Annotated in this window: 14 protein-coding genes and 1 other RNA gene; 6 read left to right on the top strand and 9 right to left on the bottom strand. The window is 47.3% G+C overall.

What is annotated here, in order from left to right:
* Nucleotides 1-156 precede the first annotated feature (156 nt).
* The 5 genes from rnpB to AC1DXC_RS10245 all read right to left on the bottom strand — a co-directional run bounded on the left by rnpB (nucleotide 157) and on the right by AC1DXC_RS10245 (nucleotide 3790).
* Nucleotides 157-532: RNase P RNA component class A (gene rnpB, locus AC1DXC_RS10265), an RNA gene on the bottom strand.
* Nucleotides 533-695: 163 nt separating this feature from the next.
* Nucleotides 696-1340, bottom strand: a complete 645-nt coding sequence (gene msrA / locus AC1DXC_RS10260; RefSeq protein WP_477459055.1) for a peptide-methionine (S)-S-oxide reductase MsrA — start codon at nucleotides 1338-1340, stop codon at nucleotides 696-698.
* A 150-nt stretch (nucleotides 1341-1490) separates the two neighbouring features.
* Nucleotides 1491-1724 carry a DUF3820 family protein gene (locus AC1DXC_RS10255; protein WP_477459054.1) on the bottom strand — a complete coding sequence of 78 codons (234 nt, stop codon included), beginning with the start codon at nucleotides 1722-1724 and terminating at the stop codon, nucleotides 1491-1493.
* Between the two features lie 396 nt (nucleotides 1725-2120).
* Nucleotides 2121-3044 (bottom strand): hydroxypyruvate isomerase family protein, encoded by a 924-nt coding sequence (locus AC1DXC_RS10250; protein ID WP_477459053.1) that lies wholly within the window; start codon nucleotides 3042-3044, stop codon nucleotides 2121-2123.
* Between the two features lie 161 nt (nucleotides 3045-3205).
* On the bottom strand, nucleotides 3206-3790 hold the full coding sequence (locus tag AC1DXC_RS10245; RefSeq protein ID WP_477459052.1) for a C40 family peptidase: 585 nt from the start codon (nucleotides 3788-3790) through the stop codon (nucleotides 3206-3208).
* A 203-nt stretch (nucleotides 3791-3993) separates the two neighbouring features.
* Between AC1DXC_RS10245 and AC1DXC_RS10240 the strand changes: the two genes are divergently transcribed.
* Genes AC1DXC_RS10240 through AC1DXC_RS10230 form a run of 3 tightly spaced genes read left to right on the top strand, consistent with a single transcriptional unit; the run spans nucleotide 3994 to nucleotide 5947 of the window.
* Nucleotides 3994-4323, top strand: a complete 330-nt coding sequence (locus tag AC1DXC_RS10240) for an L-rhamnose mutarotase (RefSeq protein ID WP_477459051.1) — start codon at nucleotides 3994-3996, stop codon at nucleotides 4321-4323.
* 1 nt (nucleotide 4324) lies between these two features.
* Nucleotides 4325-5161 carry an amidohydrolase family protein gene (locus tag AC1DXC_RS10235; RefSeq protein WP_477459050.1) on the top strand — a complete coding sequence of 279 codons (837 nt, stop codon included), beginning with the start codon at nucleotides 4325-4327 and terminating at the stop codon, nucleotides 5159-5161.
* Between the two features lie 6 nt (nucleotides 5162-5167).
* Complete coding sequence (locus AC1DXC_RS10230) at nucleotides 5168-5947, top strand: SDR family oxidoreductase (protein WP_477459049.1); 780 nt, start codon at nucleotides 5168-5170, stop codon at nucleotides 5945-5947.
* Nucleotides 5948-6055: 108 nt separating this feature from the next.
* On the opposite strand, the gene AC1DXC_RS10225 is transcribed toward AC1DXC_RS10230, so the two are convergent.
* Nucleotides 6056-6541 carry a hypothetical protein gene (locus tag AC1DXC_RS10225; protein ID WP_477459048.1) on the bottom strand — a complete coding sequence of 162 codons (486 nt, stop codon included), beginning with the start codon at nucleotides 6539-6541 and terminating at the stop codon, nucleotides 6056-6058.
* Between the two features lie 672 nt (nucleotides 6542-7213).
* On the opposite strand from AC1DXC_RS10225, the gene AC1DXC_RS10220 reads away from it, so the two are divergent.
* The gene (locus tag AC1DXC_RS10220) at nucleotides 7214-8170 is read left to right on the top strand and encodes a TolB family protein (RefSeq protein WP_477459047.1); all 957 of its coding nucleotides are present in this window, start codon (nucleotides 7214-7216) and stop codon (nucleotides 8168-8170) included.
* 359 nt (nucleotides 8171-8529) lie between these two features.
* The gene (locus tag AC1DXC_RS10215) at nucleotides 8530-11484 is read left to right on the top strand and encodes a TonB-dependent receptor (protein ID WP_477459046.1); all 2955 of its coding nucleotides are present in this window, start codon (nucleotides 8530-8532) and stop codon (nucleotides 11482-11484) included.
* Between the two features lie 120 nt (nucleotides 11485-11604).
* Here AC1DXC_RS10215 and AC1DXC_RS10210 read toward each other — a convergent pair whose 3' ends face one another.
* The 3 genes from AC1DXC_RS10210 to AC1DXC_RS10200 all read right to left on the bottom strand — a co-directional run bounded on the left by AC1DXC_RS10210 (nucleotide 11605) and on the right by AC1DXC_RS10200 (nucleotide 13515).
* The gene (locus tag AC1DXC_RS10210; RefSeq protein WP_477459045.1) at nucleotides 11605-12177 is read right to left on the bottom strand and encodes a peptidylprolyl isomerase; all 573 of its coding nucleotides are present in this window, start codon (nucleotides 12175-12177) and stop codon (nucleotides 11605-11607) included.
* A gap of 92 nt (nucleotides 12178-12269) precedes the next feature.
* A complete protein-coding gene (locus AC1DXC_RS10205) occupies nucleotides 12270-12845 on the bottom strand; it encodes a 2'-5' RNA ligase family protein (protein WP_477459044.1) in 576 nt (191 codons plus the stop codon).
* A 19-nt stretch (nucleotides 12846-12864) separates the two neighbouring features.
* Nucleotides 12865-13515: a 2'-5' RNA ligase family protein gene (locus AC1DXC_RS10200; RefSeq protein ID WP_477459043.1), complete on the bottom strand. Its 651-nt coding sequence runs from the start codon at nucleotides 13513-13515 to the stop codon at nucleotides 12865-12867.
* A 52-nt stretch (nucleotides 13516-13567) separates the two neighbouring features.
* On the opposite strand from AC1DXC_RS10200, the gene dinB reads away from it, so the two are divergent.
* On the top strand, nucleotides 13568-14752 hold the full coding sequence (dinB, locus tag AC1DXC_RS10195) for a DNA polymerase IV (RefSeq protein WP_477459042.1): 1185 nt from the start codon (nucleotides 13568-13570) through the stop codon (nucleotides 14750-14752).
* The last annotated feature ends 45 nt before the right edge of the window (nucleotides 14753-14797 follow it).

The raw sequence follows: 14797 nt of genomic DNA, 5'->3' as shown, positions 1-14797 counted from the left end.
TATGTTTGCGACGAAGATAGAAATTGTATAGAATAATACACATTTTTTTGGCGGATGGTGAGTAGTTGATTCGGTGAGTGGTTCTTTGTATGGCTGTCACAGCGGATACGTCTGGCAACCACTCACATAAAAATCCCCTCCGAAGAGGGGATTTTTATCAGCTGCAAACCTGTAAGCCGGGTTCTGTGTTCCCCCGTAAGGGAATTCCTATCATTAATCTGGCCCTGCCGTTGCCGGCAGGTTCAATCAACCTACCCATTCTGACGTCCCCGTAGGGAGGCGGGAGCGAGCAGCTCCGCTTTCAGAACCTATTTGGTTTTTCAACTCCTGAGGTTTACCGCAATCCCGGTCGCCCGGAAAAGCCGTGAGCTCTTACCTCACGTTTTCACCCTTACCCTTGCGGGCGGTATATTCTCTGTGGCACTTGCTGTCGCCCGCTGCGGGCGCCTTCCCGTTAGGAAGCAGGATGCTCTATGTTGCCCGGACTTTCCTCCACCCACTAAGCGCAGGTAGCGATAGGACGTTTTGCATTACAAAGGTACTCAATAAGTCTGAATCAGAATTTATAGAATTTAAGGATTTTCAGAATGAAAAGCGGGTCAATAATTCTGTTCATTCTTAAATTATGTAAACGGCAAAACCCTCCAGAGCACCTTTAACAACGGGCACAGCGAAAAATCCTGATTCAGGCAATCTTATTTCTGGAACTCCGGTTTCAAATACACTTTCATGGCTTTACGCATCTTCATTACTTTGGGTACAGATACTGCGCCGATGTAAGGATTTTCGCTGTGGAGGCGATAATAGCCCTGGTGATATTTTTCGGCCGGGTAGAATACTTTGAACGGCACTACCTGCGTAACTACCGGGTTAGGGTAGTGGCCCGATGCGTTTACTTTTTTAATGACTGCATCAATGGTTTCTTTTTCGCCCGGAGTGCGGTAAAATACGATGGAGCGGTAATCGGTGCCTTCATCATTACCCTGGCGGTTAAGCGTGGTTGGGTCATGTGCCGAGAAGAATGCCTCGGCAAGCGTTGCGTAGCTGATAACTTTGGGGTCGTAATAAATTTGCACGGTTTCGGCGTGGTTGGTAGTGCGGGTGCAAACATCCTCGTAAGTGGGGTTGGCCGTGTTGCCACCGGAGTATCCCGAAACTACTTTGTTTACGCCTTTCAGTTCGGTCATGGCTTCTTGCATAGCCCAGAAACAACCACCACCGAAGGTGGCTATCGCTTCGCCCGCCGCTGGTTTTGGTAAAGTAGCCATACCTTTTGGTTGGCCGTTTGCGCATCCGAAGAACAATATCACCGATGCTACATATAATGCTAATTTTTTCATGCGTTGTTTTTACTCTTTAGTAGTAATAAACGTAAAAACCTTACGGGAAGATGTGAGATATTAGATGTGAGATTTGAGAAATGACGGTGCAATGTCAGAAGTGGAAAATCCGAAATCAAAAATCCGAATTCCGGAATCTCACGCATCTAACTATCTCTTCCCCGCTTTTATCATCCACAGCAGCTTATCCAATCCGTTCAGTTTAATTTCGTAGGTGGTGCTCATCAGCATGCCAAGTTTGCCCGGCGGGAAGCCTTTGCGCTGCATCCACTCCAGGTAGCTGATGGGGATGTCGCAAATCAGGGTATCTTTGTACTTGCCGAATGGCATCCGGGTCTTCACGATATCTACAAGTACCTGCGGGTCGGCGTTTAAGTTTTCCACGGTGCAAAAATAGGGAAATTAGCGTCTGATGCTGATTTTGTTTGGTTTTAATAAAGCCTAATGATGGGTATGGGGTTTTAGCCAATCCTCATTCAAAGCTTTCGACGTATAATTCCAAACTAAGGTCTTTGTCTTGCGAATGTTTCCTACTGATGTTTATTACATCTCGTTCTTTTCTGTAAGGAACCTCGTAATACGCCAACACCTGAGCCAAATCTTTATAAAATCCTTTGTTGATTTGTGCAGTTATTAAACCTTTCTGGCCATCATATTTTAATGGGGTGAACGGCACATACACATATGACATTTCATAATAGGAAGATACATGCACCTATAATGGCTACTACTGAAATGGATATGATGATTCTCTTCCTCACCCGGATCATTTATGGCTGCTTACATAAAACTATCTGCTTCGCGGTAGGCTTTTATCAGCGCCAGTTCGCCCTCTTTGCCTGGGGCGGCGTTGCCATGCTCCATACCCATTACGCCGCGGTAGCCTTTATCATAAATATGTTTGAAGATGTTCTTATAGTTCATTTCGCCGGTGCCGGGTTCTTTACGGCCGGGGTTATCGCCTATTTGGTAGTAGCCAATTTCGTCGATAACCAAATCAAGCGTGGGTACGATGTTGCCCTGGTTGCGCTGCACGTGGTACATATCGTACAGTATTTTGCAGCTTGGGCTGCCAACGGCTTTGCAAATGGCGTAGGCTTGATCTGGTGTACGCAGGAACAGGTTGGGGTTATCGCTCAGGGGTTCCAGCACCATAATGATGCCATGTGGCTCCAATATCGCGGTGCCTTTTTTAATAGCTTCTATCACGTGCCCGGTTTGAACGCCTATAGGGAGCCAGCGGTCGAAATCGCCGGGGACTACCGTCACCAGTTTGCTGTTGATGCGTTTGGCTACTTCTACTGCCTGCCTGCACGATTTGATGAAGTTATCTACGTGCTCTTGCTTGCCCGATGCCAGCATATTACCATCGTTGCTTAAGCCCGGCTGCACAAAAACGCCCATTGCCATGCCAAGTTTAGCCAACGTATCGCCAATTTTCTGCTGTTGTTCTACCGGGCGGCCGCTCATGCCGTTATCTTCAATGGCGCGGAAACCCTGGTCGTAAGCAAATTTTATCTGTTCCACAAAATCGTCGCCGGCGTGGTTCTTAAACATGCCATCATGGATGCCATAATTCAGATTGAAGGTTTTGCCTACGGCTGATGAGCTATCTTTTGGGGAGGCAGCTGCGTTTAATACGCCACCGCTTAGCAAGGCACCGCCGGCCAATACGGAGCTTTGCACGAAATTTCTGCGTTTCATAAGGGTTTATTTTGGAGGAGGCAAGATAGGGGAATTTGTCTGTCTGAACTCGAATTAAACGAATTATTTGAATTTTCAGAATTTTAGAAGAACGCGCAGCCTATACGATGGCATTCTGTAAATTCCTTGAATTCCATAGAATTCGAGTTCAGACAGACAACTTACCTTCTTTCAAAAACCCTCACCGTTTTTACATACCGGCCCTGGTAATAGCTGTTCATCTCGGTTTCGGTTACGCCAAGGTTATTATGGCCCGATGTGGAGTGGATAAACCGCAGCGTTTGCCCCGGCTCTTTAAGGATGATGCCCATGTGGCCCACCACGCGTATGGTGCTATCGGTACCGGTGAAGAGCACCAGGTCGCCGGTTTGGGCATCTTTCAGGTCAATCTGGCGGTGCATATTGGTAAAGGCTTCCGAAGTGCGGGGCACCGCTATGCCGAAATGGTTGAAAACATAAGTAATGAAGCCCGAGCAATCGAAACCTTCGGTAGGGTCTACAGAAGCGTATTTGTAAGGCACGCCCGTTAGGCTACGTGCAAAGGTAACCAGCTCCAGTGGTGTGGTTTGCCCGGTTACGATGCGGGTGGTGTATCCGGCACTGTCGGCCGTTGGCAATGGAAGCGTGCCTTCCGGGGTCACGGCCACCTTGTCCCCGTTGCTGGTTATTACATAAGTGGGCTCCTTTGGGCCACTACAGGTAAGCGCACATAGCATTATCAGGCCGTACAGAGCGTTCCGTTTCATATCTATACTACACAAAACCAGTATTTTAGTTTTAAATAAGGCTGATGGGCAGTGGCATCCACTTATTTTTAGATGTGATAGTGCTCATTGCATTTAAGCATTCGCGTATATCGCTGAATTTACGTGTCGGGGCCACATTTTTTAGTAATTGGCTTGTTTTTGCTGCGATATTTTTCTTTACTTGCGTGCCAATTATCAACTCTATGGAACGCTATTGCCTTACCCTGGATTTACAGGACGACCCCACGCTTATTGCCGAATACGAAGACTGGCACCAACACGTATGGCCCGAAATATTGGAAAGCATCACCGGCAGCGGTATCGAGCATATGCAGATATACCGTTACGCCAACCGCCTTTTTATGATTATGGAGGTGAATGATAGCTTCAGTTTTGAGGCCAAAGGCGCTGCCGATGCCGCTAACGCCAAGGTGCAGGAATGGGAAACCCTCATGTGGAAATATCAAAAGCCTCTGCCCGGCTCCAGGCCCGGCGAAAAGTGGATGCTGATGGATAAGATATTCGATTTGTAATATGCAAAAGATAGATTCGCATCAGCACTTTTGGCAATATAATCCCGTAAAGGATGCCTGGATAACCGGCGATATGGCGGTGATACAGCGCGATTTTTATCCCGGCGATTTGCATCCTGTACTCGCCGCGCATAGCATTGATGGCTGCATAGCCGTACAGGCCAGCCAAAGCGAGGCAGAAACCGATTTCTTGCTTGAACTGGCGAGCCTAAACCCTTTCATAAAAGGCGTAGTGGGCTGGGTAGACCTGCAAGCCGATACCCTGGAAGGACGGCTGGGGCATTACAAGCAATACCCTGCGCTAAAGGGCTTCAGGCATGTTTTGCAGGCGGAGGCAGGGGAGTTTATGCTGAGCGATAAATTCATGCGCGGTATAGCTATGTTGCAGAACTACGGCTTTACTTACGATGTATTGATAACGCATAATCAATTGAGCTATGCCTTGCAACTCGTAGCGGCATTTCCGCAACAGCCGTTTGTTATAGACCATTTGGCAAAGCCAGCCATTGCGCAGCAGGAAATTGCTCAATGGGAAGCGGATATACGTGCCATTGCGGCACATCAGCATGTTTATTGCAAAGTATCCGGCTTTTGTACCGAGGCTGATTGGGCCAACTGGCAGGCCGAAGACATCAAGCCATACTTAGATGTCGTGTTCGATGCGTTCGGTATGGATAGGCTTATGTTTGGATCAGATTGGCCGGTTTGCCTGCTGGCTGGTGGCTATAGCAAAACCGTGGAAGTATTGAAGCAATACCTTGCCGGGTTCCCTGCAGAAGCACAGGCTAAATTCTGGGGAGGCAATGCCGCCAAATTTTACAATTTAGATATCATATAACAGATAATGGATTTACAACTCAAAGATAAAGTAGTTATCGTTACCGGCGGCGCTCGCGGTATCGGCAAGGGCATAGCGGTATCGCTGGCAAAAGAAGGAGCTATTGTGTTCATCATCAGCCGTACCGAAACCGAAAACCTAAACACTGTAAACGAAATTGTGGCAGCAGGCGGTAAGGCTTTCCATACCGTGGCCGAACTAACTGATCCGCAGGCTTGCGCGCGTGCCGTAGTCGATGTTATAGCCCAATGTGGCCGTATAGATGGCCTGGTGAACAACGCAGGGGAAAATGATGGCGTGGGCTTGCTTAGCGGCAATTACGAGCGCTTTATGCATTCGCTGCACAAAAACCTGGTGCATTACTATTTGGTGGCTCACCATGCGCTGCCCGAACTTATTAAAACACAGGGGAGCATCGTAAATATCACCTCAAAAGTTGCCGATACAGGGCAGGGGGGAACGTCTGCCTACGCGGCGTCTAACGGGGCACGCAACGCTTTAACCCGCGAGTGGGCGGTAGAACTGCTGCCATACAATATCCGCGTAAACGCCGTAGCGGTAGCCGAATGCTACACCCCACTTTATGATCGCTGGATTAAAACCTTGCCCAATCCGGAAGAAAAACTGGCATCCATTACAGCTAAGATACCCCTTGGCAACCGCATGACTACCGTAGAAGAACTTGGCAACGCGGTAGCATTCCTGCTTTCGCCAGTGTCCAGCCATACTACGGGCCAAATTATGTACGTAGATGGCGGCTATACGCATCTGGATAGGTCGATTTAAATTAAGGAAGTCTTATTGAATTGACAATTACAGCTTTGACAACTCCTAATAAGAGGAGGTTGTCAAAGCTTCCAAATCTTCGCTGCGATCCTTGTCCAGGCTGCCCGACTACTTAGCTTTTACCTTTTGATTTTCGTACCAATACCTGGCTAGCACAATGGGCAGTGCCACGCAAATAATAAGAATAGCCGCGCCCGTGGCAAATCCTTTGAATGTGTACCTATGGAAGTCGATGTTTATTTTGCTGAGCGGCAGCACCAGTAAATTCATGATTACCCAAATCAGGACACCGTAAATAAAAGCAATCAATCCGGCGTTTTTCCGTAAGGCTGCTGCGCTACTGTAAAGCACAAAAAATAACCATGTAAAACAAGCGGCAATAAGGTAATGAAAAGCTACTCCCAATAGTGCCGTGCCATTGCCGCCGGCAAAGGAAACCTGGAGGCCGATAGCAGCCCCGGCAATATAATGAAAAACTGACACGGCCTGCCCGTGAGCAAGTATAAATATGGCAGCAAGCGCATCGAGTGTGCCGGCTATTAACGCCGCTACAATACCTGTAATCAATAAGTTTGGAGATTTTTTATCGGGCATGTTAAAGGGGATAAGGTTATGGCAGTAAATATGCACATAAGCTTTTGATAGTGTGGCATACAAACTTGTACAAGATGGTACAAGGCAAAAAAACAGCCTGATTGATAATATTATTCAACGCATATGAAATGAAATGAAACTCCCTCAAAACGTCGCTAGAATACAATACAGATCATAAAAAAACAAAAGCCCCCTCACACTCGCTGTTTGGGGGCTTTAACCTAAACCTTATCACAATGATGGCAGACGCCATCAGTAATAGATAGGCCGAATGTATTAAATAGTATTCAATATCACAAAGTGTTTTGTTAAGGTAATGTGAAATTTAATATTTTCATTAAGTGTATTTTCCTATCAGTATAAAAATTTTCGTGTCAGTGGTGTGATATTGACGCAATGTATTTATCTGTCATAACATGTATTTAAACGGTTTTTTTACAAAAATCCGGTTCGGTGGTTAACCACGATGTGGCCTTTCCCGCCCAAAAGCCTTCATCGATAAGACTGGCCCCTTCGCCGCCTGCGCGATGCCCGTGATATTATTAATATCATATAAATCAAAATAATATTTAATATTTCAACACCTAAGCATCACATATGGTTCAATATCATCTCCTTATTTCCCTTGGGTCACCACCTGCTGCATTATTATTATTCATTATCTTTACTTTTATGACGAAGTTTAGCCTCTTATATCTTCTTTTTTTCTTTTGCCTGCAAAGTGTTTCTGCACAAATAAAATATCCGGGCACAGCGTTAGCTATAGACACTCCGAGTGTGTTTGCGGGCGGCCTGTTGAGCGATGGCCTCAGTAATCGCGATTTTACCATTTCGCCTGGTGGGGATGAGGCGTTTTTCACCATACAGCACCCTAAATTCATTGCCAGCGTAATCGTTCGCATCCAAAAGCGTAACGGCGTTTGGGGCAAGCCGGAAGTAGCACCCTTTTCCGGGATATATCGCGATTTAGAAGCGAGTTTTTCTCCAGATGGGAAAACCTTGTATTTCAGCAGCGACAGGCCTCTGGCAGATAAAAAAACCAAACGCGATTTCGATATCTGGAAAGTGGCCAAAACTTCCGACGGGGTTTGGGGTACGCCCGAGAACCTGGGGCCTGTTGTGAACAGCCCGAATAACGAATTTTACCCCGGCGTAGCCCGCAACGGCAATCTTTACTTTACCGTGGAAGCCGTTTATGGCAAAGGCAGTGAGGATATCGTTTTGTGCCGTTACACGCCTAAAGGCTACGAGCCACCTATTAGCCTGCCCGAAGACATCAATACTAAATTCGATGAGTTCAACGCTTTCGTCGACCCCGATGAGCAGTTTATCCTTTTCACCTGCCAGGGCCGGGCCGATGACATGGGCAAAGGCGACCTTTACCTCGTCCGCAAGGATGCTGCCGGCAATTGGCTGCCTGTGCAACATTTGCCCAGTGGCATCAACAGCACTTCGCTGGATTATTGCCCTTATGTTACACCCGATAAGAAATACCTGATCTTTACCAGCAACCGCCTAAGTAAGGGCTGGTACGATGATAAAGCCGTTGATTATAAAACCTTGAAAACGCTGCTCAGCCAATCGGGTAACGGCTTGGATGATTTGTATTGGGTGAAGTGGAAATGGTAGAGAGGGGCAATAGCCTCGTGTCTGCCGTTCCGAAATACCTCAACCCATAACCAAGTCAACGTCGTTTCGGTATGTCTCATTCTTATAGATTGAGCCCGCAGACTATCATCATCCAAGCTTACAAAAACACTTTTTTAAGCTTAACCTGCCCCCAAAAAGCACTTTTTCTCAAAAAAAGTTTGCAATGAAAATATTATTTATATTTTTGTCGACATATTCTATAGACAATGTATTATTTAACTACGTTTTCAAGTACCCCAACCTTACAAATGCAGTGCCTTGCTGTATGCTGTTGTTGTTAAAGCACATTAACAAACAACTTATCACAATTCACTTTTAACTTCTTTCAAACTGATTACATGAAAATTTCTACGAATTTTATAAAACTTATTGTGCTCTTCCTGCTCCTCGTCCCGACGGTGGCATCGGCGCAACTCAACGGCAGCTATATCTTAAGCGGTAAAGTAAGCGACGAGCACGGCTTGCCATTGATAGGTACAACCGTTACCATAAAAGGCACCACCAACGCCGCGGTAACCGATACCACAGGTAAATTCTCGCTTACCACAAGTGCCAAATTGCCATTCACCCTTGTATTTACAGCAGTAGGCTATCAACCACAGGAATTTTATATCAAAAACGCCAATAGCGCGGTTAACATACAACTGACAACACAATCACTATTGATAAACGAGGTTGTGGTAACAGCATCGCGAAGGGAAGAAAAACTGTTACGCTCGCCGGTAGCTATCGACAAGCTCAGCATCAATGCACTTAAGCAATCGCCCGGCCCAAGCTTTTACGATGCGCTGGAGAACGTAAAAGGCGTGCAGGTTACTACAACCAGTATTACCCTTAAAGTGCCCAATACACGTGGTTTCAACAGCCCGAATAACTTTAGGTTTATGCAACTGGCAGATGGCGTTGATATGCAGTCGGCCACTTTGGGCGTGCCGCTGGGTAACGCTATCGGCCCAACCGAGCTGGATATCGCCAGCATAGAAATTACGCCCGGCGCCGCCGCCGCGCTGTACGGCACCAACGCTATCAACGGTTTATCTAACTTGTTCACTAAGGACCCTTTCAAATACCAGGGACTTAGCTATTATCACCGCAGCGGCGTAAACCACGTGGGTGATAACCTTGGCTCGAGTGCCATAACCGAGGATGCCATCAGGTTTGCTAAAGCTTTCAACGATAAATTCGCATTCAAGCTGAATGCGAGCTACCTGAAGGGGAAGGACTGGCAATCGAATACGCAGCAAGATCAAAACCCCACTAACCTTAAAACCGCAAATCCTGCTTACCCCGAGCTTACGGGCGCCAGTAACGCAGCTTATGACGGCTGGAATAAATACGGCGACGACGCCCTTGCAGGTAGCAACACTGTATCTATAAAAGGTATTACTGTAGATGGCGTAGCCCGCCCGGCCTTAACCGTTGCCCGTACAGGTTATAACGAAATAGACTTAGTGAAGCCCGACGTAACCAACCTGAAACTGGATGGTACGCTGGCTTACAAGCTTACCCCAAACACCACTTTATCATACACCTACCGCTATGGTAGGATGGACGGCGTTTTCCAACGCGGCAATAAAATATCGTTGAACGGCGCTACCGTGCAGAACCATAAGCTGGAATTGAAAGGCAAGGATTTCCTGGTACGCGGGTACGAATCTATAGAGAATACCGGCAACTCATTCAACGTGAAACCGCTTGCCGATAACCTCGACCTAAACCACGCCAGCAATTCGGCCTGGGGCACGTCTTTCAAAAACGCGCTTACAGCGTATGCCAATGCCAACGGGGGCCTAAAATCTACAAACCTTGCAGCGGCCGAGCAGTTTGCCCGTGCAGCTGCTGATAAGGGTAGGGTAGAGCCGGGCACGCCCGAATTTGATGCCCTGCGCAAAACCATTATAGGCATCAACAACTGGGATTTTAAATCGAGCCTGATACCCGATGCGCCTGCTACAGGCGGCGCCGCCCTCATTCAAAAAAGCCACATGTTCAACGGCGAAGCACAGTGGGATTTGACCAGCAAAGTGAAATTCATAGACCTTTTGGTTGGTGGCGATGTGCGTGTTTACCAGATAATTCCGGATGGTAACAATTTCGTTGACTTTACCCGCCCAATTGCCGATCGTAACAAGCAACTTGCCGATGGTAGCTTCGGCGATAATGTTACCTATAAAAAATACGGCGCATTTACACAGGTTACCAAAACCTTCTTCGAAGAGAAGCTGAAGCTGTTCGGTTCGGTACGTTGGGACTACAACCCATACTTCGACCCTAAGTTCACTCCGCGTTTGGCCGCTGTTTACTCACCAAGCCAAAACCATAACTTCAGGTTCACCTTCCAGAACGGGTATCGTTTCCCGTCGTTGTTCGAAGCCTTATCTTACGTAAACAATGGCCGTGTTAAGCGCGTAGGCAGCCTGCCATTTATCAACGATGGCTTGGGTTACCTGGAGAACAGTTACACCCAACAATCGGTGGTAGCCTTTAATAACGCGGTTAAAGCGGCATCTACCACCGGCGACGATGCCACCGCCTTAGCCAACCGTAATCTGTTGCAAGTGGCCAACCTGCCTAAGGCACGCCCTGAGCAAATCACTTCTTTCGAGGTGGGGTATAAAGGGATATTCGCAGATAATAAAGTATTCCTTGATGTTGATGCTTACACCAACCGTTACGATGGTTTCCTGGGTCAGGTGCAGGTATTCGTGCCAAATGGCGTAAAGGTAGGTAGCGATGCTGCCGTACTGGCCATGCTGGATATTAACCGTGATCCTACTACTGCTACCAGCACCAACGCCGCCAGCCAGGGCCAGGCCCGTTACAGGGTGTACACCAACGCCAAAAATATCTATAACAACTACGGCTCTTCGTTGGGGCTTACTTATAACTTTTACAAACGTTACACCGTTTCGGGCAACGCAAGCTTTAATAAACTGAAGGCGCAGAGCAGCTCAGATATATTCGTTACCGGTTTCAATACGCCAAAATGGTCGGGCAACTTATCGTTTGGCAACCGCGAGGTGGTAAAGAACTTTGGTTTCAACATCGTTTACAAATGGCAGCAGTCGTACCTGTGGGAGAGCCCGCTGGTTACCGGTACAGTGCCATCAATCCATACATTCGATGCCCAGGTAAGTTTGCGTGTGCCTGCGTATTACGCTACATTTAAAATTGGCGCAACTGATATTTTCAACAAACGCTACATCCAGTACGCAGGTGGCCCAACAATCGGCGGCATATACTATGCTTCGGTTACGCTTGACGGCCTGCTGAGCGGAAATGGAAACAAGTAAAACGACGGACATCAAGAGCTGCGGCTTTTGATGGATACGAAGAGCTTTTTAGGTTTAATTTAGTTTTGAAGAGGCCGGCCCGCAAGGGGACGGCCTCTTTCTATTTGGTATGGAGCCGTTTTATTCTACCCGGCTTATTCCGATGATTTTTATAGACTTAACCAGGTATTGCGCTTTGTCTTTTTGGGCCTGTATCAATTTTACCACGGCCATACCCGCAGTAACTTTGCCAAAGGCGGCGAAACCCTGTCCGTCCGGGTTGCGGGCACCGCCATAATCTAATGCGGGCTGATTGCCGATGCAAATAAAAAACTCGCTGGTGGCCGAATTTGGGCCGCTACGCGCCATAGACAGCGTTCCGTTTTGATGCAGCAAGCCAGTTTGCTTGGTTGTTTCAATTTTTATACTGTCCAGCGCGAGCCTATTGGGAACGTTACCGCCTTGTATAACCTGTATCTTCACTTTGCGGCCAGCTTCGTTAGCAGGCGTACATACCCTGAAAAAGGTGCTGCCATTGTACAAGTGCTTATCTACGTAACGTATAAAGTTGGCTACGGTTACCGGCGCTTTATCCGGGTATAGTTCGATGGCGATATCGCCAAGCGATGTTTTGATAAGGCAATGAATGGGTGCCTGGGCAAAACAGGCGACGGAAAATGAGAGTGCAGCACAAACGAGCAAGATTTTTCGCATATGGTAAATAGAAATATAAGGGCATATGATGCCCGAGGTTTTTTAGGGTGGCGCAAATATACGATTTGAAGCGCTTGGTTATACCTGAACGCTTAACTATCGGCATGCCATACTCCGCCGAATGGAATCTCTTTATAAGTTTGATAGGTTGCGTGTTTTTTATCGACATCTTTTGCCAAAACCGTCAGGGAATCGATTTTGAACGTGTCCGTAAAATCAAGCTGGCTAAAATAAGGCCATAGTTTGTTAAAAGCTTCTGTAGTTATATTTCTGGCGATGGTAACGTGAGGGTTGAAGTTATTATTGAGCAAAAAAATAGGTTTAACGTAATTGAACCAATACCCTATTTCTCCGGTCATTACTATTTTCGCATAGATGGTGCGGTAATTAGATCCATGCATAAAAAAATCGAAACCGTTGAGGCAAATTGTTGGTGGCGGAACCCATTGAAAGATTTTCGTGTACGTCTGATGGTACGAATTTAATATTTGTGGAATGCCAGTGTATTCGTCTACAATATCCCTGACGTTCGAAAGTGAGATATGTGCCCGTGCAGACATACTCGGGAATACACCGATATGCTTCTGGCAAGCACGTTTATATCTTTGGATTTTATTATCGTTAATTAGGGGTAACGATAATAAATGCAAGAACTGTCTCTCATGCATAGTAAGTTAATTTATCGGTTCAAAATAATTTTATCTGCTTCCTTGCCGCTATTTCTGTTTTAGCCTGTTGCTGCTCTTTCCAGTTGGGCTTGCCGGCCAGGCCCGCGGTATTTTTAAAGGGGATGGTTTTATAAGCTTCCCATTTACCGGCGGTGGTACCGAAGGTTTCGCGCTGCAGTATCTTGAGTTCGTGTATCCAGAAAGGCTCCAGTAGTTTTTTGTGGTGGAAATGTGGCCATAACTTCTTGAAATCTGTTTCGGGTACGTTGCGTACTACCGTGATGTGCGGCAACACCGCCTTTTTTATGTTGAGGGTTTTGCGCAGCAGGCCAAACCAGCTCTCCATTGCAGGCGTGCTGCGGATGTAGGCGTAAATGGTGTTTTTGCTATGCAGATGTTCGAAGTATTTAAAGCCATCCATATGCAGCAGCACGGGCGGCATGGCTTGCAGGCTGCTTTGTATGCGCTCGAATGCGGTATCCATCATATAAGGCTTCTGCCTCTCCAATTGGTTTAGGGTGATGTGGGCAGGGGAGTTCATGCTGCCGAATTCGCCGATGTGCTTAACCGACGCTTTTTTATACCGCGCTATCTCCTGCCCGATATTTTCGGGCGGTGTAAGAAGGAAGAGGTAGTCGGAGTAGCCGGTCATGCGTGCTGATTTTATCATACAAATTTGCTAATTATTTTAGTATTTCAAACTAAAATTTACATATTTGTATATGGATGCACAGCGGCACATCGTACATATCGACCTGGATTCTTTCTTCGTATCGGTGGAACGTAAGTTCAACTCGGCGCTCATCGGCAAGCCGGTTATTATCGGCGGTTCGGCGGATAGGGGCGTGGTAGCATCCTGCAGTTACGAGGCAAGGGCATTCGGAGTGCATTCGGCTATGCCCACGCGGCAGGCGCTTAAGCTTTGCCCGCATGCTATCATTGTGCATGGCACCTACGGGCGCTATTCGGAAGCCTCGCGCCAGGTTACCGATATCATCCATCAATCTGTGCCACTTTATCAGAAAACCTCGGTAGACGAGTTCTATATCGACCTGAGCGGGATGGAACGTTTTTACGATCCCTACCAAATGGCAACCGAACTGCGGCAGCGCGTAATCCGTGAAACTGGTTTGCCTATATCTTTCGGTATGGCATCGGGCCGTACCGTTGCCAAAATGGCCACCAACCAGGCCAAGCCGAATGGCCAGCTGTGGGTTAAGGCAGGCGAGGAGCTGGCCTTTTTGGCACCCCTCAACATCCGCAAGATACCCGGCCTGGGCGAGCATACCTGCCAAAAGCTTTACCAGTACGGTATAGAAAAAATAGGCGACTTGCAAAAGGTGAACATTAAATTCCTGGAGGCGGTGTTCGGTAAATCGGGTACCGCCATTTATAACAAGGCCCATGGGATAGATGAAAGCGAGATAGTCGCGAGCACGGGCCGCAAATCAATCTCTACCGAAACCACTTACCATAACGATGTAAAAGATATACGCACGCTGGAGAACACACTGGTAAGCATGACCGAGGAACTTGCAGGCAAGCTGCGCCGCGAAAACAAAGTGAGCAGTTGCCTGGCCATCAAGCTGCGCTATGCAAACTTTGAAACGCATACCTTGCAGCAAAAAATCCCCCTTACGGCGGCCGAGCATATCCTCATCCCGGGCATCAAAAACCTGCTCAAAAAAGCCTGGAACCAGCATCGCCCCATCAGGCTCATCGGCGTGCGCCTGAGCGACCTCTGCACCGGCAGCTACCAGATAAACCTGTTCGAAGACAACGAAGAACGCATACGCCTGTACCAGGCTATGGATAACATTAACTTCAGGTTCGGCGATAAAACTGTTTGTAGGGCAGCAGGGATGGAAATTGGGACGAGGATGTTCAATCCGTTTATGAAAGGCTGAACCGGGATTAAGCGGATTTTTGCGATTTACAGGATTTTGATTTGC

The sequence above is a fragment of the Mucilaginibacter sp. P2_D11 genome, assembly GCF_056404435.1.
This window is presented reverse-complemented; position numbering and strand designations above follow the sequence as displayed.

Bases quoted from the DNA above. Each gene is read 5' to 3' on its own strand.
- AC1DXC_RS10220 (WP_477459047.1), top strand. From the start codon at position 7,214: ATGACGAAGTTTAGCCTCTTATATCTTCTTTTTTTCTTTTGCCTGCAA.
- AC1DXC_RS10240 (WP_477459051.1), top strand. From the start codon at position 3,994: ATGGAACGCTATTGCCTTACCCTGGATTTACAGGACGACCCCACGCTT.
- AC1DXC_RS10245 (WP_477459052.1), bottom strand. From the start codon at position 3,790: ATGAAACGGAACGCTCTGTACGGCCTGATAATGCTATGTGCGCTTACC.
- dinB (WP_477459042.1), top strand. From the start codon at position 13,568: ATGGATGCACAGCGGCACATCGTACATATCGACCTGGATTCTTTCTTC.
- AC1DXC_RS10250 (WP_477459053.1), bottom strand. From the start codon at position 3,044: ATGAAACGCAGAAATTTCGTGCAAAGCTCCGTATTGGCCGGCGGTGCC.
- AC1DXC_RS10205 (WP_477459044.1), bottom strand. From the start codon at position 12,845: ATGCATGAGAGACAGTTCTTGCATTTATTATCGTTACCCCTAATTAAC.
- msrA (WP_477459055.1), bottom strand. From the start codon at position 1,340: ATGAAAAAATTAGCATTATATGTAGCATCGGTGATATTGTTCTTCGGA.
- AC1DXC_RS10225 (WP_477459048.1), bottom strand. From the start codon at position 6,541: ATGCCCGATAAAAAATCTCCAAACTTATTGATTACAGGTATTGTAGCG.
- AC1DXC_RS10215 (WP_477459046.1), top strand. From the start codon at position 8,530: ATGAAAATTTCTACGAATTTTATAAAACTTATTGTGCTCTTCCTGCTC.
- AC1DXC_RS10235 (WP_477459050.1), top strand. From the start codon at position 4,325: ATGCAAAAGATAGATTCGCATCAGCACTTTTGGCAATATAATCCCGTA.
- AC1DXC_RS10230 (WP_477459049.1), top strand. From the start codon at position 5,168: ATGGATTTACAACTCAAAGATAAAGTAGTTATCGTTACCGGCGGCGCT.
- AC1DXC_RS10200 (WP_477459043.1), bottom strand. From the start codon at position 13,515: ATGATAAAATCAGCACGCATGACCGGCTACTCCGACTACCTCTTCCTT.
- AC1DXC_RS10210 (WP_477459045.1), bottom strand. From the start codon at position 12,177: ATGCGAAAAATCTTGCTCGTTTGTGCTGCACTCTCATTTTCCGTCGCC.